This window comes from Nakamurella antarctica, from assembly GCF_003860405.1.
GTDB lineage: Bacteria > Actinomycetota > Actinomycetes > Mycobacteriales > Nakamurellaceae > Nakamurella > Nakamurella antarctica.
This window is the reverse complement of sequence record NZ_CP034170.1, coordinates 2585042-2609699: the sequence shown is the minus strand read 5'-3', so window position 1 is coordinate 2609699 and position 24658 is coordinate 2585042. Positions and strand designations below refer to the sequence as shown.

At 62.2% G+C, this 24658-nt stretch carries 36 protein-coding genes and 1 pseudogene; 36 read left to right on the top strand and 1 reads right to left on the bottom strand.

Annotated elements, in window-relative coordinates:
- Nucleotides 1-23 precede the first annotated feature (23 nt).
- The 12 genes and pseudogenes from tuf (at nt 24) to rpsQ (ending at nt 7419) form a co-directional block, all read left to right on the top strand.
- Nucleotides 24-1217, top strand: coding sequence for an elongation factor Tu (tuf, locus tag EH165_RS11675; RefSeq protein WP_124799605.1), 1194 nt, complete (start codon nt 24-26; stop codon nt 1215-1217).
- Between the two features lie 580 nt (nt 1218-1797).
- The gene (rpsJ, locus tag EH165_RS11670) at nt 1798-2103 is read left to right on the top strand and encodes a 30S ribosomal protein S10 (protein ID WP_003938093.1); all 306 of its coding nucleotides are present in this window, start codon (nt 1798-1800) and stop codon (nt 2101-2103) included.
- A 54-nt stretch (nt 2104-2157) separates the two neighbouring features.
- Entirely contained in the window at nt 2158-2835 is a 678-nt protein-coding gene (gene rplC, locus EH165_RS11665; RefSeq protein ID WP_124799604.1) for a 50S ribosomal protein L3, read from the top strand.
- Between the two features lies 1 nt (nt 2836).
- A pseudogene (gene rplD, locus EH165_RS11660) lies at nt 2837-3448 on the top strand (50S ribosomal protein L4); the annotation flags it as partial.
- Between the two features lie 221 nt (nt 3449-3669).
- The gene (gene rplW, locus EH165_RS11655) at nt 3670-3969 is read left to right on the top strand and encodes a 50S ribosomal protein L23 (RefSeq protein ID WP_124799602.1); all 300 of its coding nucleotides are present in this window, start codon (nt 3670-3672) and stop codon (nt 3967-3969) included.
- 25 nt (nt 3970-3994) lie between these two features.
- Nucleotides 3995-4834: a 50S ribosomal protein L2 gene (gene rplB, locus EH165_RS11650; RefSeq protein ID WP_124799601.1), complete on the top strand. Its 840-nt coding sequence runs from the start codon at nt 3995-3997 to the stop codon at nt 4832-4834.
- Between the two features lie 63 nt (nt 4835-4897).
- A complete protein-coding gene (gene rpsS / locus EH165_RS11645; RefSeq protein ID WP_119385171.1) occupies nt 4898-5179 on the top strand; it encodes a 30S ribosomal protein S19 in 282 nt (93 codons plus the stop codon).
- A gap of 5 nt (nt 5180-5184) precedes the next feature.
- Nucleotides 5185-5619: a 50S ribosomal protein L22 gene (gene rplV, locus EH165_RS11640; RefSeq protein ID WP_124799600.1), complete on the top strand. Its 435-nt coding sequence runs from the start codon at nt 5185-5187 to the stop codon at nt 5617-5619.
- Nucleotides 5619-6455, top strand: a complete 837-nt coding sequence (gene rpsC / locus EH165_RS11635; RefSeq protein WP_124799599.1) for a 30S ribosomal protein S3 — start codon at nt 5619-5621, stop codon at nt 6453-6455. Before rplV ends, rpsC begins: the two co-directional genes overlap by 1 nt.
- Before the next feature lie 3 nt (nt 6456-6458).
- Entirely contained in the window at nt 6459-6878 is a 420-nt protein-coding gene (rplP, locus tag EH165_RS11630) for a 50S ribosomal protein L16 (RefSeq protein ID WP_124799598.1), read from the top strand.
- Nucleotides 6878-7117 (top strand): 50S ribosomal protein L29, encoded by a 240-nt coding sequence (gene rpmC, locus EH165_RS11625; protein ID WP_124799597.1) that lies wholly within the window; start codon nt 6878-6880, stop codon nt 7115-7117. Before rplP ends, rpmC begins: the two co-directional genes overlap by 1 nt.
- Entirely contained in the window at nt 7114-7419 is a 306-nt protein-coding gene (gene rpsQ / locus EH165_RS11620; RefSeq protein WP_239020554.1) for a 30S ribosomal protein S17, read from the top strand. The genes rpmC and rpsQ overlap by 4 nt, the downstream gene beginning before the upstream one ends.
- A 324-nt stretch (nt 7420-7743) precedes the next feature.
- Here rpsQ and EH165_RS16555 read toward each other — a convergent pair whose 3' ends face one another.
- A complete protein-coding gene (locus EH165_RS16555; protein ID WP_277870499.1) occupies nt 7744-7869 on the bottom strand; it encodes a hypothetical protein in 126 nt (41 codons plus the stop codon).
- Between the two features lie 200 nt (nt 7870-8069).
- On the opposite strand from EH165_RS16555, the gene EH165_RS11615 reads away from it, so the two are divergent.
- The 24 genes from EH165_RS11615 to rplQ all read left to right on the top strand — a co-directional run bounded on the left by EH165_RS11615 (nt 8070) and on the right by rplQ (nt 24617).
- Nucleotides 8070-8999 (top strand): endonuclease domain-containing protein, encoded by a 930-nt coding sequence (locus tag EH165_RS11615; protein ID WP_124799595.1) that lies wholly within the window; start codon nt 8070-8072, stop codon nt 8997-8999.
- A 383-nt stretch (nt 9000-9382) separates the two neighbouring features.
- Complete coding sequence (gene rplN, locus EH165_RS11610; RefSeq protein ID WP_119384519.1) at nt 9383-9751, top strand: 50S ribosomal protein L14; 369 nt, start codon at nt 9383-9385, stop codon at nt 9749-9751.
- An 8-nt stretch (nt 9752-9759) separates the two neighbouring features.
- Complete coding sequence (rplX, locus tag EH165_RS11605; protein ID WP_124800487.1) at nt 9760-10083, top strand: 50S ribosomal protein L24; 324 nt, start codon at nt 9760-9762, stop codon at nt 10081-10083.
- Nucleotides 10083-10664, top strand: a complete 582-nt coding sequence (gene rplE, locus EH165_RS11600; RefSeq protein WP_124799594.1) for a 50S ribosomal protein L5 — start codon at nt 10083-10085, stop codon at nt 10662-10664. Before rplX ends, rplE begins: the two co-directional genes overlap by 1 nt.
- Nucleotide 10665: 1 nt before the next feature.
- A complete protein-coding gene (gene rpsN / locus EH165_RS11595) occupies nt 10666-10971 on the top strand; it encodes a 30S ribosomal protein S14 (protein ID WP_124799593.1) in 306 nt (101 codons plus the stop codon).
- Nucleotides 10972-11111: 140 nt separating this feature from the next.
- Nucleotides 11112-11510, top strand: a complete 399-nt coding sequence (gene rpsH / locus EH165_RS11590; protein WP_124799592.1) for a 30S ribosomal protein S8 — start codon at nt 11112-11114, stop codon at nt 11508-11510.
- Between the two features lie 12 nt (nt 11511-11522).
- Entirely contained in the window at nt 11523-12062 is a 540-nt protein-coding gene (gene rplF / locus EH165_RS11585; RefSeq protein WP_124799591.1) for a 50S ribosomal protein L6, read from the top strand.
- Complete coding sequence (gene rplR, locus EH165_RS11580; RefSeq protein WP_124799590.1) at nt 12062-12469, top strand: 50S ribosomal protein L18; 408 nt, start codon at nt 12062-12064, stop codon at nt 12467-12469. Before rplF ends, rplR begins: the two co-directional genes overlap by 1 nt.
- 31 nt (nt 12470-12500) lie before the next feature.
- On the top strand, nt 12501-13160 hold the full coding sequence (gene rpsE, locus EH165_RS11575) for a 30S ribosomal protein S5 (RefSeq protein ID WP_124799589.1): 660 nt from the start codon (nt 12501-12503) through the stop codon (nt 13158-13160).
- A gap of 1 nt (nt 13161) precedes the next feature.
- Nucleotides 13162-13356, top strand: a complete 195-nt coding sequence (rpmD, locus tag EH165_RS11570) for a 50S ribosomal protein L30 (RefSeq protein WP_124799588.1) — start codon at nt 13162-13164, stop codon at nt 13354-13356.
- Nucleotides 13357-13361: 5 nt separating this feature from the next.
- On the top strand, nt 13362-13805 hold the full coding sequence (gene rplO, locus EH165_RS11565) for a 50S ribosomal protein L15 (RefSeq protein WP_124799587.1): 444 nt from the start codon (nt 13362-13364) through the stop codon (nt 13803-13805).
- Between the two features lie 404 nt (nt 13806-14209).
- Nucleotides 14210-15553 (top strand): preprotein translocase subunit SecY, encoded by a 1344-nt coding sequence (gene secY / locus EH165_RS11560; protein WP_124799586.1) that lies wholly within the window; start codon nt 14210-14212, stop codon nt 15551-15553.
- Nucleotides 15553-16107 carry an adenylate kinase gene (locus EH165_RS11555; protein ID WP_124799585.1) on the top strand — a complete coding sequence of 185 codons (555 nt, stop codon included), beginning with the start codon at nt 15553-15555 and terminating at the stop codon, nt 16105-16107. The genes secY and EH165_RS11555 overlap by 1 nt, the downstream gene beginning before the upstream one ends.
- 16 nt (nt 16108-16123) lie before the next feature.
- Nucleotides 16124-16957, top strand: coding sequence for a type I methionyl aminopeptidase (map, locus tag EH165_RS11550; RefSeq protein WP_124799584.1), 834 nt, complete (start codon nt 16124-16126; stop codon nt 16955-16957).
- A 111-nt stretch (nt 16958-17068) separates the two neighbouring features.
- Nucleotides 17069-18085 (top strand): acyl-CoA/acyl-ACP dehydrogenase, encoded by a 1017-nt coding sequence (locus tag EH165_RS11545; protein ID WP_124799583.1) that lies wholly within the window; start codon nt 17069-17071, stop codon nt 18083-18085.
- Nucleotides 18079-19467 (top strand): PIG-L family deacetylase, encoded by a 1389-nt coding sequence (locus EH165_RS11540; RefSeq protein ID WP_124799582.1) that lies wholly within the window; start codon nt 18079-18081, stop codon nt 19465-19467. Before EH165_RS11545 ends, EH165_RS11540 begins: the two co-directional genes overlap by 7 nt.
- Entirely contained in the window at nt 19464-20177 is a 714-nt protein-coding gene (locus EH165_RS11535; RefSeq protein WP_124799581.1) for a glycosyltransferase family 2 protein, read from the top strand. The genes EH165_RS11540 and EH165_RS11535 overlap by 4 nt, the downstream gene beginning before the upstream one ends.
- Nucleotides 20178-20575: 398 nt before the next feature.
- Nucleotides 20576-20797: a translation initiation factor IF-1 gene (gene infA / locus EH165_RS11530; RefSeq protein WP_124799580.1), complete on the top strand. Its 222-nt coding sequence runs from the start codon at nt 20576-20578 to the stop codon at nt 20795-20797.
- A gap of 33 nt (nt 20798-20830) precedes the next feature.
- Complete coding sequence (rpmJ, locus tag EH165_RS11525; RefSeq protein WP_111766509.1) at nt 20831-20944, top strand: 50S ribosomal protein L36; 114 nt, start codon at nt 20831-20833, stop codon at nt 20942-20944.
- A gap of 168 nt (nt 20945-21112) precedes the next feature.
- Complete coding sequence (gene rpsM / locus EH165_RS11520; protein ID WP_124799579.1) at nt 21113-21487, top strand: 30S ribosomal protein S13; 375 nt, start codon at nt 21113-21115, stop codon at nt 21485-21487.
- Between the two features lie 5 nt (nt 21488-21492).
- The gene (rpsK, locus tag EH165_RS11515) at nt 21493-21897 is read left to right on the top strand and encodes a 30S ribosomal protein S11 (RefSeq protein ID WP_124799578.1); all 405 of its coding nucleotides are present in this window, start codon (nt 21493-21495) and stop codon (nt 21895-21897) included.
- 20 nt (nt 21898-21917) lie between these two features.
- Entirely contained in the window at nt 21918-22523 is a 606-nt protein-coding gene (gene rpsD, locus EH165_RS11510; RefSeq protein ID WP_124799577.1) for a 30S ribosomal protein S4, read from the top strand.
- Nucleotides 22524-22677: 154 nt separating this feature from the next.
- Nucleotides 22678-23769 carry a DNA-directed RNA polymerase subunit alpha gene (locus EH165_RS11505; protein WP_124799576.1) on the top strand — a complete coding sequence of 364 codons (1092 nt, stop codon included), beginning with the start codon at nt 22678-22680 and terminating at the stop codon, nt 23767-23769.
- Between the two features lie 188 nt (nt 23770-23957).
- Entirely contained in the window at nt 23958-24617 is a 660-nt protein-coding gene (gene rplQ, locus EH165_RS16880) for a 50S ribosomal protein L17 (protein WP_124799575.1), read from the top strand.
- Nucleotides 24618-24658 lie beyond the last annotated feature (41 nt).

The following is a 24658-nucleotide window of genomic DNA, read 5'->3' as shown; positions in this document are numbered from 1 at the left end:
ATATAGTCCTGAGGAGGACAGCAGTGGCGAAGGCAAAGTTCGACCGGAGTAAACCGCACGTCAACATCGGCACCATTGGTCACGTCGACCATGGCAAGACGACCCTGACAGCGGCCATCACGAAGGTCCTGCACGACAAGTTCCCGACATTGAACGCCGCCGCGGCGTTCGATCAGATCGACAAGGCGCCGGAAGAGCGCCAGCGCGGTATCACCATCAACATCGCGCACGTCGAATATCAGACCGAGAAGCGTCACTACGCGCACGTCGACGCTCCCGGCCACGCTGACTACATCAAGAACATGATCACCGGCGCTGCACAGATGGACGGTGCGATCTTGGTCGTCGCCGCCACTGACGGCCCGATGCCGCAGACCAAGGAGCACGTGCTCTTGGCTCGCCAGGTTGGGGTTCCGTACATCCTCGTGGCCCTGAACAAGTCTGACATGGTCGACGACGAGGAAATCCTCGAGCTCGTCGAAATGGAGGTCCGCGAACTGCTGTCCTCGCAGGACTTCGACGGCGACAACGTCCCCGTCATCCGCACCTCGGGCCTCAAGGCACTGGAAGGCGACCCCAAGTGGGTTGCCACCGTCCAGGAACTGATGGACGCAGTCGACGAGTCCGTGCCGGAGCCCCTCCGCGACACTGACAAGCCGTTCCTGATGCCGATCGAAGATGTCTTCACCATCACCGGTCGTGGAACTGTCGTCACCGGCAAGATCGAGCGTGGAATTCTCAACGTTAACGAGACTGTCGAAATCGTCGGCATCAAGCCGAAGTCCTTCCAGACCACCGTCACCGGCATCGAAATGTTCCGCAAGTTGCTCGACAACGCGCAGGCTGGCGACAACGCCGGACTGCTGCTGCGCGGCACCAAGCGCGACGACGTCGAGCGTGGACAGGTTGTTGTCAAGCCGGGTTCCATCACCCCGCACACCGAGTTCGAAGCTCAGGTCTACATCCTGGGCAAGGACGAAGGCGGACGCCACACCCCGTTCTTCAACAACTACCGCCCGCAGTTCTTCTTCCGCACCACTGACGTGACCGGCGTCGTTACCCTCCCCGAGGGCACCGAAATGGTCATGCCCGGCGACACCACCGAGATGACCGTGAAGCTGATTCAGCCGATCGCCATCGAAGACGGCCTTCGCTTCGCCATCCGTGAAGGTGGCCGCACCGTTGGTGCCGGCTCCGTCACGAAGATCCTGGTCTGATCCACGATCTCGTAGTTCGTTGAAGGAACCCCCGCAGCTCTTGGCTGCGGGGGTTCCTTTGTCTGCGGGGGAGGGGGAGGTGTGTCTGGCAGCACTGTGTGGCTGTCGATTTGCCCTCGACCGGCGCTATGGGGCATACTCGTCAGGTTGCCTTTTGTAGGGCTCGCTAGTGACACGTGCTTTCAGCATGACGACAACGCAGCCCGATCCCAGCGCAACAGCTTGACTTGACAGCAGCACCAGGAACCACCGCGCTCCCCGTGAGCGCATTCGGTCCACCCACCCGTCAGTCGCCTCCACGGTGAATGGCGCGTGAGCGCAGTAGGGCGACACGCCCGACAGCGTGGACCGGAGGACCCCGGACATGTGAATAGTGGCAGCGGAAACGAATACGTACGGCAGCTTTTGTTGCGCCTCCTGGCTAAGGACGTGCGCTGCCCCGCCAGGGTGAATTTCGCCCTCACGCTTGCACGACCAGCTTCACCAAAACCACAGCGTCACCAGAACCACAGCGTCACCAGAAATTACGGCAATTCCCCAGTAATGACCATTGCTTCACCCAAGACAAAGGACGGCAAGCGTGGCGGGACAAAAGATCCGCATCAGGCTTAAGGCCTATGACCACGAAGCGATCGACGCCTCAGCGCGCAAGATCGTGGAAACGGTGACTCGTACGGGAGCGCGTGTGGTCGGCCCAGTGCCGTTGCCCACGGAGAAAAACGTGTACTGCGTTATCCGCTCGCCGCACAAGTACAAGGACTCGCGGGAGCACTTCGAGATGCGCACCCATAAGCGCCTCATCGACATTCTCGACCCCACGCCGAAGACCGTTGACGCTCTCATGCGTATCGATCTGCCGGCGTCGGTTGACGTCAACATCCAGTAGGGATCTCACGACCCCTTGGGATGAGAAATCTCGAGGAGAAAAGGTTTTTCAACTATGGCTAACACGATCAAGGGAATTCTGGGTCACAAACTCGGAATGACCCAGGTCTTCGACGAGAGCAACCGGGTTGTCCCGGTCACCGTCGTTGCTGCTGGCCCGGTCGTCATCACCGCCGTCCGGACCGTAGAAAAGGATGGCTACTCGGCCGTCCAGTTCGCGTTCGGGGCGATCGACCCACGCAAGGTGACCAAGCCCGAGGCTGGTCACTTCGCCAAGGCAGGGGTGACGCCGCGTCGTCACCTCGTCGAAATGCGGACCGATGACACATCCGGATACGAAATCGGCCAGGAGCTGACCGCTTCGCAGGTGTTCGAGGCTGGCGTCGAAGTTGACGTCACCGGCACCAGCAAAGGTAAAGGCACCGCCGGTGTAATGAAGCGCCACGGGTTCAAGGGCCTCGGCGCTGGTCACGGTGTGCACCGCAAGCACCGCAGCCCCGGCTCCATCGGTGGCTGCTCGACCCCCGGCCGTGTCTTCAAGGGCATGCGCATGGCGGGCCGGATGGGGCATGACAAGGTCACGACCCAGAACCTCACCGTTCACGCAGTCGACGCTGACAAGGGTTACATCCTGATCAAGGGCGCCGTTCCCGGCCCCAAGGGTGGACTACTGCTGGTGAAGACCGCCATCAAGAGCGTCGCGAAGACCGCCAAGCCAGTGAAGGGTGCCTGATATGACAACCGTTCAGATCACTTCCCCCGCTGGTAAGGCCGAGGGCAGCGTTGAATTGCCAGACAGCATCTTTGATGCTCAGGCTTCGATTCCGCTCATGCACCAGGTGGTAGTGGCCCAGTTGGCTGCAGCTCGCCAGGGCACCCACTCGACCAAGACACGCGGCGAGGTTTCCGGTGGTGGCAAGAAGCCGTATCGCCAGAAGGGAACAGGTCGCGCCCGCCAGGGTTCCACCCGCTCCCCGCAGTTCGTCGGCGGCGGTATCTCGCACGGACCGGTTCCGCGCAAGTACGACCAGCGCACCCCCAAGAAGATGAAGGCTGCCGCCCTGCGCGGTGCTTTGTCCGATCGGGCGCGCGGCGGAAACATCCACATCCTGTCCAGCTTGGTGGCTGGCGCAGCTCCTTCCACGAAGGGTGCTCGCTCCGCACTCGGCTACGTGTCCACCGCGAAGAACATCCTTGTGGTGATCTCTCGTGAGGACGAGGTTGGCGTGAAGAGCTTGAACAACCTGGAGCAGGTTCACCTGCTGTGGGCCGATCAGCTCAACACCTACGACGTGCTGCGCTCCGATGACGTGGTTTTCACCAAGTCTTCGTTCGATGAGTTCCTGACCTTCCACGGCGAAGAAGCTGCGGTTGTTTCGGGTGCATCGGTCAGCACCGAGAAGGCACCCAAGGCTGACGCCGCAGTGAAGGCACCCAAGGCTGAGAAGGCTGACGTGGCTGAGAAAGCCCCCAAGGCTGAAAAGGCAGAAAAGGCCCCCAAGGCTGAGAAGCCGGCAAAGGCAGACAAGCCTGCGAAGGCTGCTAAAGAAGAAAGCGAGGACGACAAGTGAGCGACCTTACTGATCCTCGCGACATCATCCAGGCGCCCGTAGTTTCGGAGAAGAGCTACGCACTTCTCGAGACCGGCCGCTACACGTTTGTTGTGCACCCGGACTCGAACAAGACGCAGATCAAGATCGCTATCGAGAAGATCTTCAACGTCAAGGTCGTTTCCGTGAACACCTTGAACCGGACTGGTAAGCGCAAGCGGACCAAGGCCGGATTCGGACAACGCAAGTCGACCAAGCGCGCGATCGTCACGCTGTCTAAGGACAGCAAGCCGATCGAGATCTTCAACGGCGCCTGAAAAATAGGGACGCAGAGAAAACACCATGGGTATACGTAAATACAAGCCGACCACTCCTGGTCGTCGTGGCGCCTCGGTTTCAGACTTTGCTGAAATCACTCGTACGACACCAGAGAAGTCGCTGATCGCCCCACTGCACTCCAAGGGTGGTCGTAACGTTCACGGCCGAGTTACCGCTCGCCACCAGGGCGGCGGGCACAAACGTGCCTACCGCATCATCGACTTCCGTCGTGCGGACAAAGATGGGGTGCCCGCCAAGGTCGCCCACATTGAGTACGACCCGAACCGCACAGCGCGTATCGCGCTGCTGCATTTCGCGGACGGCGAGAAGCGCTACATCATTGCCCCGAACAAGCTGGTTCAGGGCGCCGCGATCGAAACTGGTCCGGGCGCTGATATCAAGTTCGGTAACAACCTGCCGCTGCGCAACATCCCGGTCGGTACGGTCATCCACAACATCGAGCTCCGCCCAGGTGGCGGCGCCAAGATCGCTCGGTCCGCAGGGACCAGCGTGCAGCTCGTTGCCAAGGACGGTCCTTACGCTCAGCTTCGTTTGCCGTCCGGTGAAATCCGGAACGTCGACGTCCGCTGCCGCGCCACCATCGGCGAGGTCGGCAATGCCGAGCAGTCCAACATCAACTGGGGCAAGGCCGGCCGTATGCGCTGGAAGGGCAAGCGCCCCTCCGTCCGTGGTGTCGCCATGAACCCGGTCGACCACCCGCACGGTGGTGGTGAAGGTAAGACCTCCGGTGGTCGTCACCCTGTTAACCCGAAGGGTCGTCCGGAAGGGCGTACCCGCAGGCCAAACAAGGCCAGCGACAAGCTGATCGTTCGTCGTCGTCGTAAGGGTGGCAAGAAGCGATGAGCCTGAAATTCACCGTCGCCCCATTAACAGCAACCCAAATCTGAGTAGGAAGGTAGAGCACAGATGCCACGCAGCCTCAAGAAGGGCCCGTTCATCGATGACCACCTGCTCAAGAAGGTGGATGTCGCTAATGACAAGGGTTCCAAAGCCGTAATTAAGACCTGGTCGCGTCGTTCGACGATCATCCCCGACATGCTGGGTCACACGATCGCCGTTCACGACGGCCGCAAGCACGTCCCGGTGTTCGTCACCGAGTCGATGGTCGGCCACAAATTGGGCGAATTCGCTCCGACACGGACCTTCAAGGGTCACGTCAAGGACGACCGCCGTTCAAGGAGAGGCTGATTTCCATGACTCAGTCCCATAAGAACGCCGAGCCGTTGCAGACGGCCAGCGCCACCGCACGATACGTCCGCATGACCCCGATGAAGGCGCGACGCGTCATCAACCTGGTCCGTGGCCGCGCCGCTGCCGAAGCGTTGACTATCCTGCGCTTCGCTCCGCAAGCAGCAGCCGAACCGGTCGCCAAGGTTATCGCCTCCGCCGTGGCCAACGCCGAGAACAACGATGGGTTGGACCGCGATTCGCTGTTCATCCAGACCGCGTTCGTCGACGAGGGTCCGACCATGAAGCGGTTCCAGCCTCGCGCACAGGGTCGCGCCTTCCGCATCCGTAAGCGGACCTGCCACATCACGATCGTCGTCGCCTCGGTGCCGGCCGGTGCTGATGGCTCACGGGCCCGCCGCACCAGCGGCACCAAGAATTTGAAGGGTAGGGCCTCCTAGTGGGTCAGAAGATCAACCCGCATGGATTCCGACTCGGTATCACCACCGATTGGACTTCACGCTGGTACGCCGACAAGGCATACGCCGAGTACGTCGCTGAGGATGTTGCCATCCGCAAGCTCATGTCCAAGGGCATGGACCGCGCTGGTATCTCCAAGGTTGAGATCGAGCGCACCCGGGACCGTGTACGGGTGGACATCCACACCGCACGCCCCGGCATCGTCATCGGCCGCCGCGGCGCCGAAGCCGATCGCATTCGGACCCAGCTGGAGAAGTTGACCGGCAAGCAGGTGCAGCTCAACATCCTCGAGGTGCGCAACCCGGAGTCCGACGCTCAGCTCGTCGCTCAGGGTGTTGCCGAGCAGCTGTCTAACCGCGTGAGCTTCCGTCGCGCGATGCGCAAGTCGATGCAAACCGCTCTGCGGTCCAGCAGCGTCAAGGGCATCCGTGTGAAGTGCTCCGGTCGTCTGGGTGGGGCCGAAATGTCCCGCGCAGAGTTCTACCGCGAAGGTCGTGTGCCGCTGCACACCCTGCGCGCGAACATTGACTACGGCTTCTTCGAAGCCAAGACCACATTCGGCCGCATCGGCGTCAAGGTCTGGATCTACAAGGGTGACCTTTTGGGCACCCTTGGCGAGCAGAAGGCCGAAGCTGCAGCTGCAGCTCAGCGTTCAGCTGGTGCCCCGGCGGGTCGTCGTGACGACCGCGCAGAGCGCCCGGCTCGTCGACGGTCCGGCGCTTCCGGCACCACCCCGACCTCCACCGAGGCCGGCCGTGCCGCAGCCGATCCTGAAACAGCAGCAGCTCCGGTTGCCGCTGAGAACACGGAGAGCTGACCCATGCTCATTCCCCGCAAGGTAAAGCACCGGAAGCAGCACCGTCCCAACAGGGTCGGCATGGCGTCCGGCGGCACCGCCGTCACCTTCGGTGACTTCGGCATCCAGGCTCTCGAGCCCGCGTACGTCACCAATCGACAGATCGAATCCGCTCGTATTGCTATGACCCGTCATATCAAGCGTGGCGGCAAGATTTGGATCAACATCTTCCCGGACCGTCCCCTCACAAAGAAGCCTGCGGAAGTCCGCATGGGTTCCGGTAAGGGTTCGCCGGAGTGGTGGGTCGCTAACATCAAGCCAGGCCGCGTCCTGTTCGAGATGAGCTACCCGACTGAAGAGATCGCCCGCGAGGCCCTGCGCCGCGCAATCCACAAATTGCCCATGAAGTGCCGGATCATTACGCGAGAGGGTGGTGACATCTGATGGCTGAACAGACTGCGGCGAACGCAATGCGCGAGCTTAACGGTGACGAACTCCTTCTGCGTCTGCGGGAGGGCAAGGAGGAGCTTTTCAACCTCCGATTCCAGATGGCCACTGGCCAGATGGACAACAACCGTCGGCTGCGTACGGTCAAGCACGATATCGCCCGCATCTACACCGTGATGCGTGAACGCGAACTCGGTCTTTCGACCGGACCTGAAGGAAATGGAGTATCCGCGTGAGCGAGCAAGAGAACACCGCTGCTGCGGGTACCGAAGAAGTTGCCGTCGACAAGCGCAACGACCGCAAGGTCCGCGAAGGCCTCGTCGTCAGCGACAAGATGAACAAGACTGTTGTCGTGGCGTTGGAAGATCGGGTCAAGCACCCGCGTTACTCCAAGGTCATCCGTCGCACCTCCAAGGTGCACGTTCATGACGAGGCCAACGCCGCCGGTATTGGCGATCGCGTTCTCGTGATGGAGACCCGTCCGTTGTCCGCCACCAAGCGGTGGCGCCTTGTCGAGATCCTCGAAAAGGCTAAGTAGTCCTAGTACCCAGCAGCCCCGGCGCCGATTGGCTCCGGGGCTGCTGTGGTTTTCGGGAAGGGCCCACCTACGGTGGGCCAAGTCCAGGCCTCGACTGGGAATGTCCTGGTTCTCGCGCGGCCTAGAAGTGCTGTCAGCGCTTCGCCGGGTCCAAGTGCTTTCTGACGTGGGCGGCCGGACCGGTCCGGGGCCGTGGTCTCGGCAGAATGCCACATTGATCAGACCGCGCTCTTTCCGGTGGACCCGTTCGATTGACTTATTTGGGATCCAGAGACGGCGCTCAGTGTTGAACTAGGGTTCCGTCCTGCGAAGCGGTGGCCTCATTCAGATGGTGGTGATCGTGCCGCTGGTGTCCAGATGGTTCTGGACGGTGATGCGTTCGTCCAGAACCACGGAAGATTCATCGCGTGACCCGTGGCAGCTGAAGAAACCTGCGCTGGTGGGCGCCACACAGACCATCCCGCGATGGGGACCACTGCGACGACCAAGCCGGAAATGCTCGCCGAGTGCAGGTATGCCACGCAAAAATGCCCATTCCCGCGTGGAAAACATTCACTCGGCCAAAGTTGGGGTCTGTCCACAAGCGCTCCGCTGTCCACAATCGCCCGGGCATAACGGTGTCGCCCTAGCAAACCCAGTCCACTGAGACGATGAACCTCATCGACCTGGCACAGACATTCGGCCTCGATAAAACCATCGAACTCCAAGAGGGGCTGATTACCAGGGCGCAGGCGCGAGCCACCGGCCTCGCAGATAGGCGGTACGAACAATGGGTGACTCGTGGCAGCTGGCGCCGGCTGCATCCGGGCGTGTACCTGGCCGACTCAGACGCCGCACGTGACCACGGCCGAACGCGTGTTCGGGCTACCTGGTTGTGGGCGGGGGAGCGCGCCGTCATCGCCATGGATGCCGCGGCCTGGTGGTGGGGCGTAACCACTTCGGCTCCAACGTCGGTAGAGGTGTGGATCCCGCCCAGCCAAGGCAAACCTGGTCGATCCGGGCTAATCGTGCGACGGCGCAGTGTGCCTACCGCCGACACGCGCTTTCATGACGGACTTCAGTTGACGTCGCAGCATCGAACAGCCGTGGATCTGAGCGCGGTGGGCAACGCAGACGTGCTCGATACGTTGGCGCGTTTGAGCAGGCTCAGGGCGCCGGTTCTGGAGCGCACCTTGGATCTCGGCCGCGGAAGCAGGGGATGGGCCGCTGCCAGGGAGGCGGTCGCCCAGTGCGCGACTCATCCCTGGTCCGCTGCCGAACGGAGGTTTCACGCAGATCTTCGCGCCGCTGGCATCGGAGGGTGGGTGGCCAACAGCAAAATACGCGTGGGCAAGGCGTACCGGATTCCCGACCTCAGATTCGAAGATGTCCCGCTGCTGATCGAGATCGACGGTTTCGAGAGTCATGGAACGCGGGCAGCGTTCGAGTCCGATCGTCTCCGAGACGCCGAGTTCACCGCGGTGGGCTGGACGGTGCTCCGCTTCACGTGGCGCCAAATCGTCAATGATCCCGCGTGGGTGGTCCGGACGATCCGGCAGACTCTGAGCCAGCTGCAGGGCCGTGCTATTCCGGCGCACTGACCTCTCGAGTGCAGGTTTCTCACGCAGAATCACGTGATACTGCGTGGAAAACCTTCACTGGGCGGTAAATACAGGGAGCGCGCCGCGGCAAGACAGCAGCGGCAAGACAGCAGCCGCAAGACAGCAGCCGCTTGATTAGCGCAGACCCGCCTCATGCCGTAGTCTGGCCCATTGGGACATGGCTCGCGAGAGCCGCGTCTCGTATCTGGCCTGGCGAGGTCGGAAATCCCGCCAGGGAACTGTCAATAACCGAAGCATAAAGCCCGCCGCAGTGCGGCGAGCAGGGCAAGAGTGAAAAGTCAGGTATGACGCCTGAACTTCCTCTTGCCTTTTAGTGTGTCGGCGACAGAACCAGCAAGCAGTCGATAAGAAAGCGGTATGCAGTGATTCAGCAGGAATCGCGACTCCGGGTGGCCGATAACACCGGCGCCAAGGAGATCCTCTGCATCCGTGTACTCGGTGGCTCCGGCCGTCGGTACGCAGGCATTGGCGACATCATCGTCGCAACTGTCAAGGATGCCATCCCGGGCGCCGGGGTCAAGAAGGGTGACGTCGTCAAAGCCGTCATCGTTCGCACCGTCAAGGAGAGGCGTCGTCAAGACGGCTCCTACATCAAGTTCGACGAGAACGCCGCTGTCCTGATCAAGGCTGATGGCGATCCCCGCGGCACTCGCATCTTCGGGCCGGTCGGCCGCGAGCTGCGCGACAAGAAGTACATGAAGATCATTTCACTGGCACCGGAGGTGCTGTAACCATGGGTATGAAGGTGAAAAAGGGCGACACCGTCCTCGTCATCGCCGGCAAGGACAAGGGCGCCAAGGGCAAGGTCATTCAGGCTTACCCCGACACCAACCGAGTCCTGGTCGAAGGCGTCAACCGGATCAAGAAGCACACCGCGGTCTCCAGCACCGAGCGTGGCGCCAAGACCGGTGGCATCGTGACTCAGGAAGCAGCCATCCACATCTCCAACGTCATGGTTGTTGATGCCGAAGGCAAGCCGACCCGCGTCGGAACCCGTCTGGACGAAACGGGCGACAAGGTGCGCCGTGTTCGCGTTTCCCGTCGCACCGGGAAGGACCTGTAATGACAACCGCAGAATTCCAAGACGTACACGCCAAGGAAGTTCCGCGTCTCAAGGCTCGCTACGCGGCCGAGATCAAGAGCAGCCTGCAAGAGCAGTTCAGCTACGGCAACGTCATGCAGATTCCTGGCGTGGTCAAGGTTGTCGTGAACATGGGTGTCGGTGAGGCCGCGCGTGATGCGAAGCTCATCGAAGGCGCCGTTCGCGACCTCACAGCCATCACCGGGCAAAAGCCCGAGGTGAAGAAGGCCAAGACGTCCATCGCACAGTTCAAGCTGCGCGAAGGCATGCCCATCGGCACAAAGGTCACCCTCCGCGGCGACCGCATGTGGGAGTTCCTGGACCGGTTGCTGACCATCGCGCTGCCCCGTATCCGCGACTTCCGCGGCCTCTCGGGCAAGCAGTTCGACGGCAACGGCAACTACACCTTCGGTCTGAACGAACAGTCGATGTTCCACGAGATCGATATCGACCGGATCGACCGTCCGCGCGGTATGGACATCACCGTGGTTACCACGGCTGCCACCGACGACGAAGGTCGCGCACTGCTGAAGCTCCTGGGCTTCCCCTTCAAGGAGATCTGATATGGCCAAGACTTCAAAGATTGTCAAGAACAACAAGCGCAAGGTGTTGGTTGAGCGTCACGCGGTACGTCGCGCGGAACTCAAGGCCATCATCGTCGGCGTGAACACGACGCAGGAAGAGCAGCAGGCGGCGCAATCCGCTCTGCAGAAGCTGCCCCGCGACTCGAGCGCTACCCGCTACCGCAACCGCGATGCCTCTGACGGTCGTCCGCGTGGATTCCTCCGCAAGTTCGGGTTGTCCCGTATCAAGACCCGCGAGATGGCTCACCGCGGCGAACTGCCGGGCATCACCAAGTCCAGCTGGTAGTCAGTTCTGCCCCAGATATTCTGCTGGCCAATTCGGACCAGCAGAAAGCACCGCTGAGCATCACGCCCAGCACACTTCGTCGAAGGCCCCTCGTGAGTGATCGCGTGAGAGGAACCGCGGCGGGAAAGGCGTTACCTGCCATGACAATGACAGACCCGATTGCGGACATGCTGACGCGTCTCCGTAATGCAAACTCGGCGTATCACGACGAGGTCTCCATGCCCTTCAGCAAGTTGAAGGGCAATATCGCGGACATCCTGGTAAAGCAGGGCTACATCGGCTCCTGGACCACCGAAGATGCCACCGTTGGTAAAACGTTGAAGATCACCTTGAAGTACGGCCCCAGCCGCGAACGCTCGCTGGCCGGCATCAAGCGTGTCTCCAAGCCCGGACTGCGGATCTATTCCCGCTCCACCGAGCTGCCCAAGGTCCTTGGCGGCCTTGGCATTGCGATTATCTCCACGTCCACCGGCTTGATGACTGATCGTCAGGCCGCGAAGCAGAAGGTGGGCGGGGAAGTTCTCGCCTACGTCTGGTAAGGGAGAGCCACAATGTCACGTATTGGAAGATTGCCCATCACCGTCCCCGCGGGCGTTGACGTAGCCATCGACGGCGCTTCGATCGTGGTCAAGGGCCCCAAGGGCACCTTGTCCCACCAGGTTGTCGAGCCGATCTCCGTCACCCGCGAAGAAGACGGCACCCTTGCCGTCACCCGCCCCAACGACGAGCGCGACTCACGCTCCCGCCACGGCCTGACCCGCACTCTCGTCAGCAACATGGTTGTTGGCGTCACCGAGGGCTACGTCAAGCCAATGGAAATCGTTGGTGTTGGTTACCGTGTCGCAGTCGAGGGCAAGGACCTGGTGTTCGCACTCGGTTACTCGCACCCGGTGCCGGTTATCGCGCCGGAGGGAATCACCTTCGTGGTCGAAACCCCGACAAAGTTCCGCGTCGAAGGAATCAGCAAGCAGTTGGTCGGCGAAGTCGCCGCCAACATCCGCAAGTTGCGCAAGCCTGACCCGTACAAGGGTAAGGGCGTGCGTTACGCCGGCGAAGTTGTCCGGCGCAAGGTCGGAAAGACAGGTAAGTAATGGCTGCCAACTCTGTAAACACAAGGATCGGCAAGCGCACCGGCAAGAGCATCTCGCAGGTCCGCTCTGCCGCACGTACCCGTCGCCACTTCCGGCTTCGCAAGAAGGTTGTCGGCACCGCGGCTCGTCCGCGTCTGGTTGTCAACCGCTCCTCGCGTCACCTTTTCGTTCAGGTTGTTGACGACAGCATCGGCCAGACCGTTGTTTCGGCCTCGACCCTGGAAGCCGACCTGCGCAGCGCAGACGGCGACAAGACAGCCAAAGCCCGCAAGGTAGGCGAATTGATCGCCGACCGCGCGAAGGCTGCCGGCATCTCCTCCGTGGTCTTCGACCGCGGCGGCGACAAGTATCACGGTCGCATTGCGGCCCTGGCCGACGCTGCTCGCAGCGGCGGACTGGAGTTCTGATCATGAAGAACAAGATCGAGAGGGACATCTAATGCCCGGACCCCAACGCCGCGACGGCAACTCGTCGCAGGCTACAGGCGGCGCCGGCGGTGCTGGCGGTGCCAGCAACGATCGTCGTGATGGAGGCCGTCGTGATGGAGGCCGTCGTGACGGTCGCCGCGACGCTGTCGTAGAGAAGAACCCGCTGATGGAGCGCATTGTCGCCACCAACCGCGTGTCCAAGGTAGTTAAGGGTGGTCGTCGCTTCAGCTTCACCGCCCTGATCGTCGTCGGTGACGGAAACGGTTCCGTCGGTGTCGGCTACGGCAAGGCCAAAGAAATTCCCGCGGCAATCGCCAAGGGTGTTGAAGAGGCCAAGAAGAGCATGTTCAAGGTTCCGCGTATCGCCAGCACCATCCCGCACCCCATCCAGGGTGAAGCGGCTGCTGGTGTCGTGCTCCTCCGTCCGGCTTCCCCGGGTACCGGCGTCATCGCCGGTGGTCCGGTGCGGGCCGTGCTGGAGTGCGCCGGAATCCACGACATTCTGTCCAAGTCGCTCGGTTCGGACAACCCGATCAACATCGTGCATGCCACGATCGCTGGTCTCAAGGGTCTGGTTCGTCCCGAAGAGGTCGCTGCCCGTCGTGGGTTGCCGATCGAAGACGTCGCTCCGGCCGCTATGTTGCGGGCGCGTGCTGGACAGGGGGCCTGATATGGCTTTCGCCGTCACTCAGAAGAAGTCCATCATCGGCGTCAAGCCGAACCAGCGGGAAACCGTGCGTTCGCTCGGCCTGAAGAAGATCCACCAGACGGTCGTTGTCCCGGACAACGCCGTGAACCGTGGGTACATCCACACCGTCCGTCACCTGATCTCGGTCGAGACGGTCTCAGACACTGAAGGGGAGTGAAGTAGATGACGATTAAAATCCATCATCTGCGTCCCGCTCCTGGAGCCAAGACTGCCAAGACTCGCGTCGGCCGTGGTGAAGGCTCCAAGGGTAAGACCGCCGGTCGCGGTACCAAGGGTACCGGCGCACGGAAGAACGTCCCCGCAGGCTTCGAGGGTGGGCAAATCCCCATTCACATGCGTCTGCCGAAGCTCAAGGGCTTCAAGAACCGATTCCGCGTCAGCTACCAGGTAGTGAACATCGGCCAGCTGGCCGAGCACTTCCCCGCAGGTGGCTCCGTGGGCGTTGACGAGATCGTGGCCGCTGGCCTCGTTCGCGACAACAAGCTGGTCAAGGTTCTTGGCGAAGGCGAAATTGCCGGCGTCAAGCTCGACGTGACCGCGCACGCATTCTCCGGTTCGGCGAAGGAAAAGATCGCCGCCGCCGGTGGAAGCGTTTCGGCTCTGTAGCCCAGTTTCATCCAGTGGCCCCTGGCTCCTCCTGTACGGGAGCAGCCGGGGGCCGCTGCGCGTGTCCGCTCGTTCGCCTTCCTCGCGGCGATTCACTGTCCGACAGATCCGAAAAATACAGGTTCTGGCTTGCGGTGCGTTACAGTTCGGAGTCGGGTGCGTTAGCGCTCTGCAGGGTTCCGCGCCCAATTGTTCTGCGCCACGTGCGCGGGACGGACGGCGATCTCACCGCAGCGACGCTGGCAGGGCCTCACAAGCCCCATGGTGCGGTTTACCGGGCCCACGAATTTCATCACAAGTGTCGCCGCACTCTGCGACGGCATTAGCCAAGATTGCCAGACCGGGCGTCAGCCCGCGAAGGCCGGACCTGCTACGTAGCAGGGACGGTGATATCAGGAGGATCATTGCTCACCGCGTTCGTGTCGGCGTTAAAGACGCCTGACCTACGTAAGAAGATCCTCTTCACCCTCGGGATGTTGGCGATCTACCGTATCGGCACATCGATCCCCTCCCCAGGGGTGTCGTATAAGGCTATCAACCAGTGCATTGATGCAAACGTGGGCGGAACCGCGGATGTATACACGCTGCTGAACCTGTTTTCTGGCGGCGCACTGCTACAGCTCAGTATTTTTGCCCTTGGCATCATGCCGTACATCACGGCGAGCATCATCACCCAGCTGCTGACGGTCGTCATCCCGCGTTTCGAAGAACTGAAGAAGCAGGGCCAGGCCGGCCAGGCGAAGATGACGCAGTACACCCGGTATTTAACAATCGCTCTGGGCATCCTTCAGTCCACCGCATTTATCGCCTTGGCAATGAACGGCAGCATGTTCCCGAACTGCGCCGTGAAGGACCAGCTGATCCCCGACCAGAGCGCACTGGCCCTGATCACCCTCGTCCTCACGATGACTGCTGGCACCGCCGCCGTCATGTGGATGGGTGAGCTGATTACGGACCGCGGAATCGGTAACGGTATGTCGCTGTTGATCTTCACCTCGATCGCATCTCGAATCCCGGCTGAGGGCGGGAACATCCTGACCAACCAAAAGGGTGTCATCTTCACGATCTTCTGCGGTATCGCCCTCGTCGTTATCACCGCCGTCGTGTTCGTGGAACAGGGCCAGCGCAGACTTCAAGTCCAGTACGCCAAGCGGATGATCGGCCGACGCCAATACGGCGGCACCTCGACCTACCTGCCGTTGAAGGTGAACCAGGCCGGCGTCATCCCCGTCATCTTCGCTACGTCGCTGCTCTACATCCCGACGCTGCTCATCCAGCTGATCGGCGGCGGTGTCGGCAGAGACGCAGACGGCAATTACGTCGGCGGCGGCTGGCAACTATGGGTGCAGCGCTACATCGTCGACCAGGGCTCTTGGTCGCATATCCTGCTGTACTTCGCGTTGATCATCTTCTTCACCTACTTCTACGTCGGTATTACCTTCAACCCCACCGAGCGCGCCGACGACCTGAAGAAGTACGGCGGGTTCATCCCCGGTATCCGTCCGGGTCGCCCCACCGCCGAATACCTGCAGTACGTCCTGAGCCGCATTACGCTCCCGGGCTCGCTGTATTTGGGTATCGTCGCGATTTTGCCGAACCTCTTCCTAGAGATCACCGGCAGCAATAACAACCAGAACTTCCCCTTCGGCGGAACCGCGGTGCTGATCATGGTCGGTGTCGGTCTGGACACCATTAAGCAGATCGAAACCCAATTGATGCAGCGCAACTACGAAGGGTTCTTGCGCTGATGCGGCTGCTCATCATTGGGCCGCAGGGCGCCGGCAAGGGAACGCAGGCAGCGCTGCTCGCCGAGCACCTTCACGTTCCGCATGTTTCCACCGGCGATCTTTTTCGGGCAAATGTTGGGCACGGCACGGAGCTCGGGCTGCAAGCACAGAAGTTCATGGATGCGGGCAATCTTGTTCCAGACACCATTACCAGCGCCATGGTGGCCGATCGCTTGGCCGAGCCGGATGCCACAGGCTTTCTGTTGGACGGATTTCCCCGCAACCTGTCGCAGGCCGAGTGGTTCGACTCGTTATGCGAGGAGCGCGGGTTGGTTCTCGACGCCGTGCTTTTGCTGACCGCCCCCGACGAGGTGCTGCTGGAACGGATGATGGCCCGCGGCCGCGCCGACGACACCGAGGCTGCTATCAGCCGTCGCTTGAGCATCTACCACACGGAAACCACGCCGCTGCTGGACCACTACGGTCCCAAGGTGGTGCGGGTCGATGGCGTTGGCGCCATCGAGGACGTCCAGAATCGCATTCTTGTAGCACTGGGTCGCGAAGACCTTCTCTAGTTGAGGGAGCGTCCGAATGTCCAAAGGTATAGAAATAAAGTCGCGCGACGAACTGCGGAAAATGCGCGCGTCCGGGCTGATCCTGATTCGGGCTCTGGAGACGATGCGCGCGGCTGTCGAACCAGGAATGACGACGTACGACGTCGACGCCATCGGTTCGAAGGTGATCACCGAGGCTGGCGCTATCTCCAACTTCAAGGGCTACCACGGGTTCACCGGCACCATCTGCTCGTCGGTGAATGACGAAGTGGTGCACGGCATTCCCTCCCCTTCGAAGGTGCTGGCTGACGGCGATCTGATTTCGATCGACTGCGGGTGCATCGTCGACGGTTGGCACTCCGATTCGGCCATTTCCTTTCACGTGGGCGGTTCGGCGCCGACTGCGGAGGTCGGTCTCATTCAGGCAGCTACGGATTCGATGTGGGCAGGGATCGCGGCGATGAGGGCGGGCGGCAAGATGGGTGACGTCACGTCGGCCATCGAAGGCAGCGTGAAAGCGAGTGTGCGACGGGACGGCCGCGGTTACGGCGAGGTAGCTGGCTACGGCGGTCACGGCATCGGCTCCGCCATGCACATGGATCCGTTTCTGCCGAACTTTGGCCGCCAGGGCAAGGGCTTGAAGTTGGTCGCCGGGATGGCGTTGGCGATCGAGCCCATGTTGACACTCGGCACCGGGGTCACGAAAGAACTCGACGACGGATGGACGGTGGTCACGAAGGACGGCTCACGGGCCGCCCACGTCGAACACTCGGTGGCGATCCTCGACGACGGCATCAGCGTCCTGACTGCCGCCGACGCTGGAGCGGCGATGCTCGCCCCGTACGGCATCACGCCCATCAGCCTGGACTGAACCGCGTGCGGTGGAGGTTTGCCCGCACCCGGTAACGGTTATTAGTTCGACAGGTCAAACAGATGGCCCTCCTCGCTGTGCGGCGTGTGCTGCCTTCAGGATCGGGGCGCCATGCCGGTCACCGTTGTATCTTCGTTCGATGTCCAGGCTTTCCTGGTGCAAGCCGCAGGGGTCAAAGGCAATGCCGCACAGGCGTTGTCGCTTGCCAGTGAGCTCAGCGCAGCGGCGCCGATGCCGGGTTCCGGTGGGACGGCGGCGCGCTGGCAGATGTTGTCCGACATCGCGGCTATCGACCTTACTGCGGCCCGTGTCGCCGAGGCCCACCTGGACGCGCTGGCAATACTGTCCGAAGCGGGGCTGAACCTTGCAGCAGCCGGGTCGACGTGGGGAGTATTTGCCGCAGAGGCTCCCGGAGCCACCGTCGATGCCCGTGAGCGGCCGGACGGCAGCTGGCTCTTGACGGGCACCAAGCCCTGGTGTTCCTTAGCGGGGTCGGTGAGCGATGCGTTGGTCACCGCCCACACTCCCGGTGGCCACCGGAGGCTGTTCGCCATCTCGCTGCGTGATGCTGGGATAGAGGTCCAGACAGGCGCGTGGAAGTCGTTGGGTCTGGCGCAGGTGGTGTCGACCGCGATCGAGCTGGACCAGGTGTCAGCAACGCCGGTCGGCGACGAGGACTGGTATTTGCAGCGGCCAGGGTTCGCCTGGGGCGGAATGGGTGTCGCAGCATGTTGGTACGGCGGCGCCGTGGGCATTGCCCGGTTCCTTTTCCGAAAGCTGGCCGAGCGCGACGTGGACCAGATCTCGCAGATGCAGGTGGGAGCGGTGGATGTGCAGCTCACCGCAGCGCGCTCGGTGCTCGCCGCTGCGGCTATGGCGGTAGATTCCGGCGCCGCGACTGGCGTCGCCGGTAGCCTGCTCGCTACCCGGGTGCGCTGCGTGGTGGCGGACGCTGCCGAAGACGTCATCACGAGGGTGGGGCATCTCCTCGGACCGGCACCTCTGGCCTTGGACGAGGACCACGCTCGCCGAGTGGCCGACCTGCAGATCTACCTGCGGCAACATCATGCGGAAAAGGATGAGGCGGCTCTGGGCCGCGACGTGCTGGCCGGTGATCTGCCATGGTGACGCCCGCCCAGGCACCCCGGTTCGACCACCGCGATGCGGGAACTGACGAACTCGTCTGGGACGTCCGGCTCGACGCCGAAGCCGCCTCAATTGTGAACCTTGCGGGAGTATCCCGACTGATCGTGCTGGCGGCGCATCCGGATGACGAATCGCTCGGGGCCGGCGGTCTGTTGGCGGCGGCCAGCAGCGCGGGCATCGAAATCCATGTGTGGGTGGCAACCCTGGGGGAGGCGTCCCACCCGGGTTCGCCGACCCATGAGCCGGCCGACCTTGCGCGAATTCGCCGAAGGGAGCTCTACGCCGCGCTCGGGGAAGTGGCGCCGCGTGCATCGGTGCGCATCCTCGGCCTGCCCGATGGCGGCCTGGAGCGACACCTTTCGGCTCTGACACGCGACCTGCACACTCTCACATGTGACGCCGCCACGCTGGTCGTCGCCCCCTGGCGAGGGGACGGGCACCCGGACCATCAAGCTGCCGGGCACGCCGCGGCAGCGCTGGTATCCGGTACCGGCGCGCGGTTGTGGGAGTACCCCATCTGGTGGTGGCATTGGGCCATCCCGTCGCAGGTCGAGGCGGCGGACCTGCCGACGGCAAAGTTTGTTCTCGGACCTGACGAGCTCCGGAAAAAGCGCGCCGCGATGCGGGCGCATGTCAGCCAGTTGCTGCCGCTGTCGCCAGCAGCGGGGGATGAGTGCATAGTGCCGCCGGACTTTGCGGCGCATTTCGATCGGCCGTACGAGTCCTACTTCGAGAGCGCTCCTGCCCCTGGGCTGCAGGTCGGTAGCCTGCCACGCGCGTTCTTTGACGAGTTCTACGGCGACCGCGCAGACCCCTGGGGTTTCGAAACCCGTTGGTATGAAGCACGAAAGCGCGCACTGACCCTCGCGGCGCTGCCCCGGAAGAGGTTCGCCGCCGCGTTTGAGCCCGGCTGCTCCATTGGTGTTCTCACTGCCGAGCTGGCCGCCCGGTGCGACACAGTGCTGGCCACCGATATCGCCGAAAAGCCCTTAAGTGCTGCGCGCCAACGGCTTGGGGACGCGCTCGGGGTGAGATTCGAGCAGCGCGCAGTCCCGGCCGAGTGGCCTGAAGCCCTCTTCGACCTCATCGTGCTTTCCGAGATCGGTTATTACTGCGACACCCCCGACTTGGCGTTGCTCATCAGCCGTGCTGTTTCCTCCCTCGCACCCGGCGGCGTCATCCTCGCGTGCCACTGGCGACACCCGGTGGCGGACTACCCGCTGCGCGGGGATGACGTGCACGCGGCATTGCGGGAGCGCTCCGAGTTGTCCGTGTTGGCAAGCCATGTCGAGGAGGACTTCCTGCTCGACGTCTTCGCCGGGCCGGATGTCGCCTCCGTGGCCCGCAGTGAGGGGCTCCTATGACGTCTTGGCCGGGAACTCGGGCTGCCACTAACGGGATAGCAGTCGTCATACCGGCCCGTAATGAGGCGGACCGACTGGGCCGCAGTCTCGAGGCTGTGCTCGAATCGGTCGATGATGTGCGGTCGTATTCGGACGCGTGCGTGCGGATCGTGTTGGTGTTGGACAGTTGCACCGACGCAAGCGCCGACATAGCCGCGGCATTCGGCGGGGTGGACATCCTGGAGTGCGAACTCGGCGTGGTCGGCGCCGTCCGTCATGTGGGAGCGCGGTACGCCTGCGAGCTGTTGGGTGATGACGGCTGGATTGCGTGTACGGACGCGGACTCGGTGGTACCTGCGCGCTGGCTTCGCACGCACCTGGAAGCCGCCAGTGCAGGGTTCGACATGCTGTTGGGAACCGTCCGTCCCGACCCTGACGAGTTGCAGGACCACCTGCTTCGGCGGTGGCGGGACGCACACCTGCTGATTGACGGGCATCCCCATGTCCATGGGGCGAATCTCGGGATTAGCAATCGGATGTATCGAACTTCCGGTGGATTTGCGGCGGTTCAGACCCATGAAGACGCACTGCTGGCTGAGGCCGTGCAAGGGCTGGGTGGTCGCATTCTCCGAACGGGGGAGAGCCCGGTGCTGACCAGCGCGCGGATGACGGGCAGGGCCCCAGCGGGAATGGCGGCGTACCTGACCAACTTGTCGCAGAAGGGCGCCTAGTTCGGCGGCAGTGATCGCGACAGTGATAGGTGACAGTGATCGGGGATAGCCAGCGGGGGGCGCCCCCCTGCTGCCGAGTTGGTTCTATCAGGCCTTTCAACGTAGACTCGATCCTCGGCAAGCATGTCGTGTCGGCGCATGGTCGGTCTCAAGTGGTAGGTACTTCTCGCCACTGCCGTCCCAAGTGCGTCTCGATGCCCCATTTTGTTGGCCAATCGCCTCCATCAGTTCACGCTGAAGGGGGCAAAGCTGTGCCTGGAACGGTGTGTTCACACTATCGCTGATCAGCGAAAACGTGCGGATGGCTGGAGTGGGCGGAGTGTTTTTGCCAGTGGTAGTAGAAGTGGCTGAGGTTCGAACAAGAATCCCGGCTCTGACGGTTTCAGATTGCGGAGGATATGAGCAAGAAAGACGGCGCTATCGAGGTCGAAGGCCGGGTAGTGGAAGCACTCCCAAACGCCTCATTCCGGGTTGAACTGGAAAACGGCCACCGCGTCCTTGCTCACATCAGCGGCAAGATGCGGCAGCACTACATCAGGATCCTCCCCGAGGACAGGGTGGTGGTCGAGCTCTCGACCTACGACCTGACCAAAGGCCGGATCGTCTACCGCTACAAGTAGTCCATCTGTCCGGACCTAAGAAAGAGAAGGCACATGAAGGTCCAGCCGAGTGTCAAAAAGATCTGTGACAAGTGCAAGGTGATTCGTCGCCACAGCCGCGTCATGGTGATCTGCGAGAACGTCCGCCACAAGCAACGCCAAGGCTGACAATCGCAGGCCCCTCCTGAGCTCCCCAGCGGGCACAGGAGATTTCCATCGCGAGACCATCCGTCATGTACGTGGTGACGGACACCCCCGGGCAGAGGCCGGGGCCGGAATAGACACCGGGTGGCTCGCGACCGACACCTCTGCAGCCGTGAAGGAGTACCGCGCCATATGGCACGTCTCGCCGGAGTGGATCTGCCCCGCGACAAGCGGATGGCAATCGCACTTACGTACATTTATGGGGTCGGCCGCACTCGTGCGCTCGAACTCCTTGCCGCGACGGGCATCAGCCCCGACCTGCGTTCCAAGGACCTGACCGATGAAGATGTGCTCGCACTGCGCGACCACATCGAAGCCAGCTTCAAGGTGGAAGGTGATCTGCGCCGCGAGGTTCAGGCCGACATTCGCCGCAAGATGGAAATTGGCTCCTACCAGGGAATCCGGCACCGCCGTCACCTCCCGGTTCACGGACAGCGCACCAAGACGAACGCCCGTACCCGTAAGGGTCCGAAGAAGACCATCGCCGGCAAGAAGAAGGCTAGGTAAAAACTGTGCCCCCCAAGACTCGCCAGGGTGCGCCGAAGAAGATCCGACGTAAAGAGAAGAAAAACGTCGCCCACGGCCACGCTCACATCAAGAGCACGTTCAACAACACCATCGTTTCGATCACTGATCCTTCCGGAGCTGTGATTTCCTGGGCATCCGCCGGCCACGTTGGCTTCAAGGGTTCCCGCAAGTCCACCCCGTTCGCCGCCCAGATGGCCGCCGAATCCGCCGCTCGCAAGGCGATGGAGCACGGCATGAAGAAGGTGGATGTGTTCGTCAAGGGCCCCGGTTCGGGTCGCGAGACGGCAATTCGTTCACTTCAGGCTGCTGGTCTCGAGGTCGGTTCCATCTCCGACGTCACTCCGCAGGCGCACAACGGAACTCGGCCGCCCAAGCGGCGCCGGGTCTGATACGGGGAAGGAAATAACTCATGGCTAGATATACCGGTCCTATCACCAAGAAGTCTCGTCGTCTGAAGGTCGACCTCGTCGGTGGCGATCAGGCATTCGAGAAGCGTCCTTACCCTCCCGGGCAGCACGGTCGTGCGCGCACCAAGGAGAAGGAATACCTGACGCAGCTGCAGGAGAAGCAGAAGGCTCGCTTCACCTACGGCGTTATGGAAAAGCAGTTCAGCCGTTATTACAAGGAAGCAGCATCCCGCCCGGGTAAGACCGGCGAGACCCTGCTGCAGATCCTGGAATCGCGTCTGGACAACGTCGTGTACCGCGCAGGTTTGGCTCGCACCCGTCGTGCAGCTCGCCAGCTCGTGACCCACGGCCACTTCCACGTCAACGGCCAGCGCGTCGATGTTCCGTCCTACCGGGTTTCCCAATACGACATCATCGACATCCGCAAGCAGTCTGTCGAGAAGTTCCCGATTGAGCTGGCTCGCCAGACCTTCGGCGACCGCCCGACGCCGGCGTGGTTGCAGGTTGTTCCGAACTCGCTCCGCGTGCTGATCCATCAGCTGCCGGTGCGCGCTCAGATCGACTCGCAGTTGACCGAACAGCTGATCGTTGAGTACTACTCCAAGTAGTAATTCAGCTTTCCAGCTCGAAAGTTGTCCTCGCCCGCCGGTGGCTTAGCGCCCCGGCGGGTGAGGTGTGTCAAGCGGCCGCAAGTTGCGGGTCGCGTTGTATCCCTGTTTGTCGTCATATAGCGGACGGCATCACTTCATTGGAGGCATCACCTTGCTGATTTCTCAGCGCCCAGGTTTGACCGAAGAGACCATTGCTGACAACCGCTCGCGGTTCGTCATCGAGCCGTTGGAGCCCGGTTTCGGGTACACCCTCGGTAACTCCCTTCGCCGCACGTTGCTCTCGTCCATCCCGGGCGCGTCTGTTACCAGCATCCGCATCGACGGTGTGCTGCACGAATTCACCACGGTCCCCGGTGTGAAGGAAGACGTCACCGAGCTGATCCTGAACCTGAAGGAACTTGTTGTTTCTTCGGAAGAGGACGAGCCCGTCACCATGTATCTGCGTAAGCAGGGCCCGGGCGACGTCACCGCAGCCGATATCGCGCCCCCGGCCGGTGTCACGGTGCACAACCCCGATCTGAAGCTCGCCACCCTCACCAAAAAGGGCAAGCTGGAGATCGAACTCGTCGTCGAGCGCGGCCGCGGGTATGTTCCCGCGTCGCCGAACAAGGCTGTCGGCGCAGAGATCGGCCGCATCCCGGTCGACTCCATCTACTCCCCGGTCTTGAAGGTCACCTATCGCGTCGAGGCAACTCGTGTTGAGCAGCGCACCGACTTCGACCGCTTGGTCCTCGATGTCGAGACCAAGTCCTCCATCTCCCCGCGTGATGCACTGGCCTCGGCCGGTACCACGTTGATGGAACTGTTCGGCTTGGCTCGCGAGCTCAACATCGACGCCGAAGGCATCGAAATTGGCCCGTCACCGGCCGAGGCAGACCATATCGCGGCGTTCTCGTTGCCGATCGAAGAAATGGACCTCACGGTCCGTTCCTACAACTGCTTGAAGCGCGAAGGCATCCACACGGTGGGCGAACTCGTCAGCCGCACGGAAGCCGACCTGCTCGACATCCGCAACTTCGGCCAGAAGTCGATCGACGAGGTCAAGGTCAAGCTCCACGGCTTGGGCTTGGGCCTCAAGGACTCACCGGCCGGGTTCGACCCGACCGCGGTGGCGCTGGCCTACGCCGACGCCGATTGGTCTGACGACGAAGAGGCAACCGAGCCCGCCAGCGATGTTGTTGACGAGCAGCCAGCTGCCGCTGGCGAGGCCGACGTGGATTACGCGGAGACCGAACAAATCTAGTTTTCCGGGTTTGGTTTTCACCGCCCGCAAATGACGCAGTACGGTCCGCCTCGATCTGAGGCGGGCGGTCTGCCTCTTCGGAGGCCGGCCGAACACACGAGGAAACCGTCGGTGGCCGGGAGTTCGCTCCCGGTCGACCGCCCCACCCGCACCCGCCATGGGTGTGGACACGATTACAGGAGCACCACATGCCTACTCCCTCCAAGGGCCCCCGTCTCGGCGGATCCCCGCAGCACGAACGCCTGATCCTGCGCAACCTTGCGCAGTCGTTGTTCGAGCACGGCAAGATCAAGACCACCGAGGCCAAGGCGAAGCGCTTGCGCCCCTACGCCGAGAAGCTGATCACCACCGCCAAGCGCGGCGATCTGCACGCTCGTCGTGAGATCTTGAAGGTCATCCGCGACAAGAACGTGGTCCACACGCTTTTCGCTGATATCGCACCGTTGTTCGAGAACCGTCCCGGCGGTTACACCCGCATCATCAAGACCCTTGCTCGCCAGGGCGACAACGCTCCGATGGCCATCATCGAGCTCGTCAAGGAAGAGACCGTTTCTTCCGCAGCCGGTCGGGTCACCCGCCGCGCCGCTGGCACGTCCAGTAACGCCGCTCGCCCGAAGGCTGCCAAGAAGTCTGACGCCGCTGACGATGCTGTAGCCGCAGACGTTGTGGCTGACGATGCTGTTGTTTCTGACGACGCTGCAGCTGACGACGTCGTGGTTTCTGACGATGCTGTGGCTGAGGATGTTGTTGTTTCTGATGACGCGTCAGCTGACGACGCTGTTGCTTCTGACGACGCCGTTGCTTCTGACGACGCTGTTGCTTCTGACGACGCGCAGGATAAGAAGTAAATCTCGACCCGAACGTGCGGCCCGCCGCCCGACCGGAACCC

What these genes read in the sequence shown, in the direction of transcription:
- rpsN (WP_124799593.1), top strand. Translation starts at nt 10,666, where the DNA reads ATGGCCAAGACTTCAAAGATTGTCAAGAACAACAAGCGCAAGGTGTTG.
- rplC (WP_124799604.1), top strand. Translation starts at nt 2,158, where the DNA reads ATGGCTAACACGATCAAGGGAATTCTGGGTCACAAACTCGGAATGACC.
- EH165_RS11545 (WP_124799583.1), top strand. Translation starts at nt 17,069, where the DNA reads ATGCCGGTCACCGTTGTATCTTCGTTCGATGTCCAGGCTTTCCTGGTG.
- rplV (WP_124799600.1), top strand. Translation starts at nt 5,185, where the DNA reads ATGACTCAGTCCCATAAGAACGCCGAGCCGTTGCAGACGGCCAGCGCC.
- EH165_RS11615 (WP_124799595.1), top strand. Translation starts at nt 8,070, where the DNA reads ATGAACCTCATCGACCTGGCACAGACATTCGGCCTCGATAAAACCATC.
- rplF (WP_124799591.1), top strand. Translation starts at nt 11,523, where the DNA reads ATGTCACGTATTGGAAGATTGCCCATCACCGTCCCCGCGGGCGTTGAC.
- rpsS (WP_119385171.1), top strand. Translation starts at nt 4,898, where the DNA reads ATGCCACGCAGCCTCAAGAAGGGCCCGTTCATCGATGACCACCTGCTC.
- map (WP_124799584.1), top strand. Translation starts at nt 16,124, where the DNA reads ATGTCCAAAGGTATAGAAATAAAGTCGCGCGACGAACTGCGGAAAATG.
- rpsE (WP_124799589.1), top strand. Translation starts at nt 12,501, where the DNA reads ATGCCCGGACCCCAACGCCGCGACGGCAACTCGTCGCAGGCTACAGGC.
- rpmC (WP_124799597.1), top strand. Translation starts at nt 6,878, where the DNA reads ATGGCTGAACAGACTGCGGCGAACGCAATGCGCGAGCTTAACGGTGAC.
- rplB (WP_124799601.1), top strand. Translation starts at nt 3,995, where the DNA reads ATGGGTATACGTAAATACAAGCCGACCACTCCTGGTCGTCGTGGCGCC.
- EH165_RS11555 (WP_124799585.1), top strand. Translation starts at nt 15,553, where the DNA reads ATGCGGCTGCTCATCATTGGGCCGCAGGGCGCCGGCAAGGGAACGCAG.
- rpsM (WP_124799579.1), top strand. Translation starts at nt 21,113, where the DNA reads ATGGCACGTCTCGCCGGAGTGGATCTGCCCCGCGACAAGCGGATGGCA.
- infA (WP_124799580.1), top strand. Translation starts at nt 20,576, where the DNA reads ATGAGCAAGAAAGACGGCGCTATCGAGGTCGAAGGCCGGGTAGTGGAA.
- EH165_RS11540 (WP_124799582.1), top strand. Translation starts at nt 18,079, where the DNA reads ATGGTGACGCCCGCCCAGGCACCCCGGTTCGACCACCGCGATGCGGGA.
- rplO (WP_124799587.1), top strand. Translation starts at nt 13,362, where the DNA reads ATGACGATTAAAATCCATCATCTGCGTCCCGCTCCTGGAGCCAAGACT.
- rplR (WP_124799590.1), top strand. Translation starts at nt 12,062, where the DNA reads ATGGCTGCCAACTCTGTAAACACAAGGATCGGCAAGCGCACCGGCAAG.
- EH165_RS11535 (WP_124799581.1), top strand. Translation starts at nt 19,464, where the DNA reads ATGACGTCTTGGCCGGGAACTCGGGCTGCCACTAACGGGATAGCAGTC.
- rpmD (WP_124799588.1), top strand. Translation starts at nt 13,162, where the DNA reads ATGGCTTTCGCCGTCACTCAGAAGAAGTCCATCATCGGCGTCAAGCCG.
- rplX (WP_124800487.1), top strand. Translation starts at nt 9,760, where the DNA reads ATGAAGGTGAAAAAGGGCGACACCGTCCTCGTCATCGCCGGCAAGGAC.
- rplE (WP_124799594.1), top strand. Translation starts at nt 10,083, where the DNA reads ATGACAACCGCAGAATTCCAAGACGTACACGCCAAGGAAGTTCCGCGT.
- rpsD (WP_124799577.1), top strand. Translation starts at nt 21,918, where the DNA reads ATGGCTAGATATACCGGTCCTATCACCAAGAAGTCTCGTCGTCTGAAG.
- rpsH (WP_124799592.1), top strand. Translation starts at nt 11,112, where the DNA reads ATGACAATGACAGACCCGATTGCGGACATGCTGACGCGTCTCCGTAAT.
- rplP (WP_124799598.1), top strand. Translation starts at nt 6,459, where the DNA reads ATGCTCATTCCCCGCAAGGTAAAGCACCGGAAGCAGCACCGTCCCAAC.
- rplQ (WP_124799575.1), top strand. Translation starts at nt 23,958, where the DNA reads ATGCCTACTCCCTCCAAGGGCCCCCGTCTCGGCGGATCCCCGCAGCAC.
- rpmJ (WP_111766509.1), top strand. Translation starts at nt 20,831, where the DNA reads ATGAAGGTCCAGCCGAGTGTCAAAAAGATCTGTGACAAGTGCAAGGTG.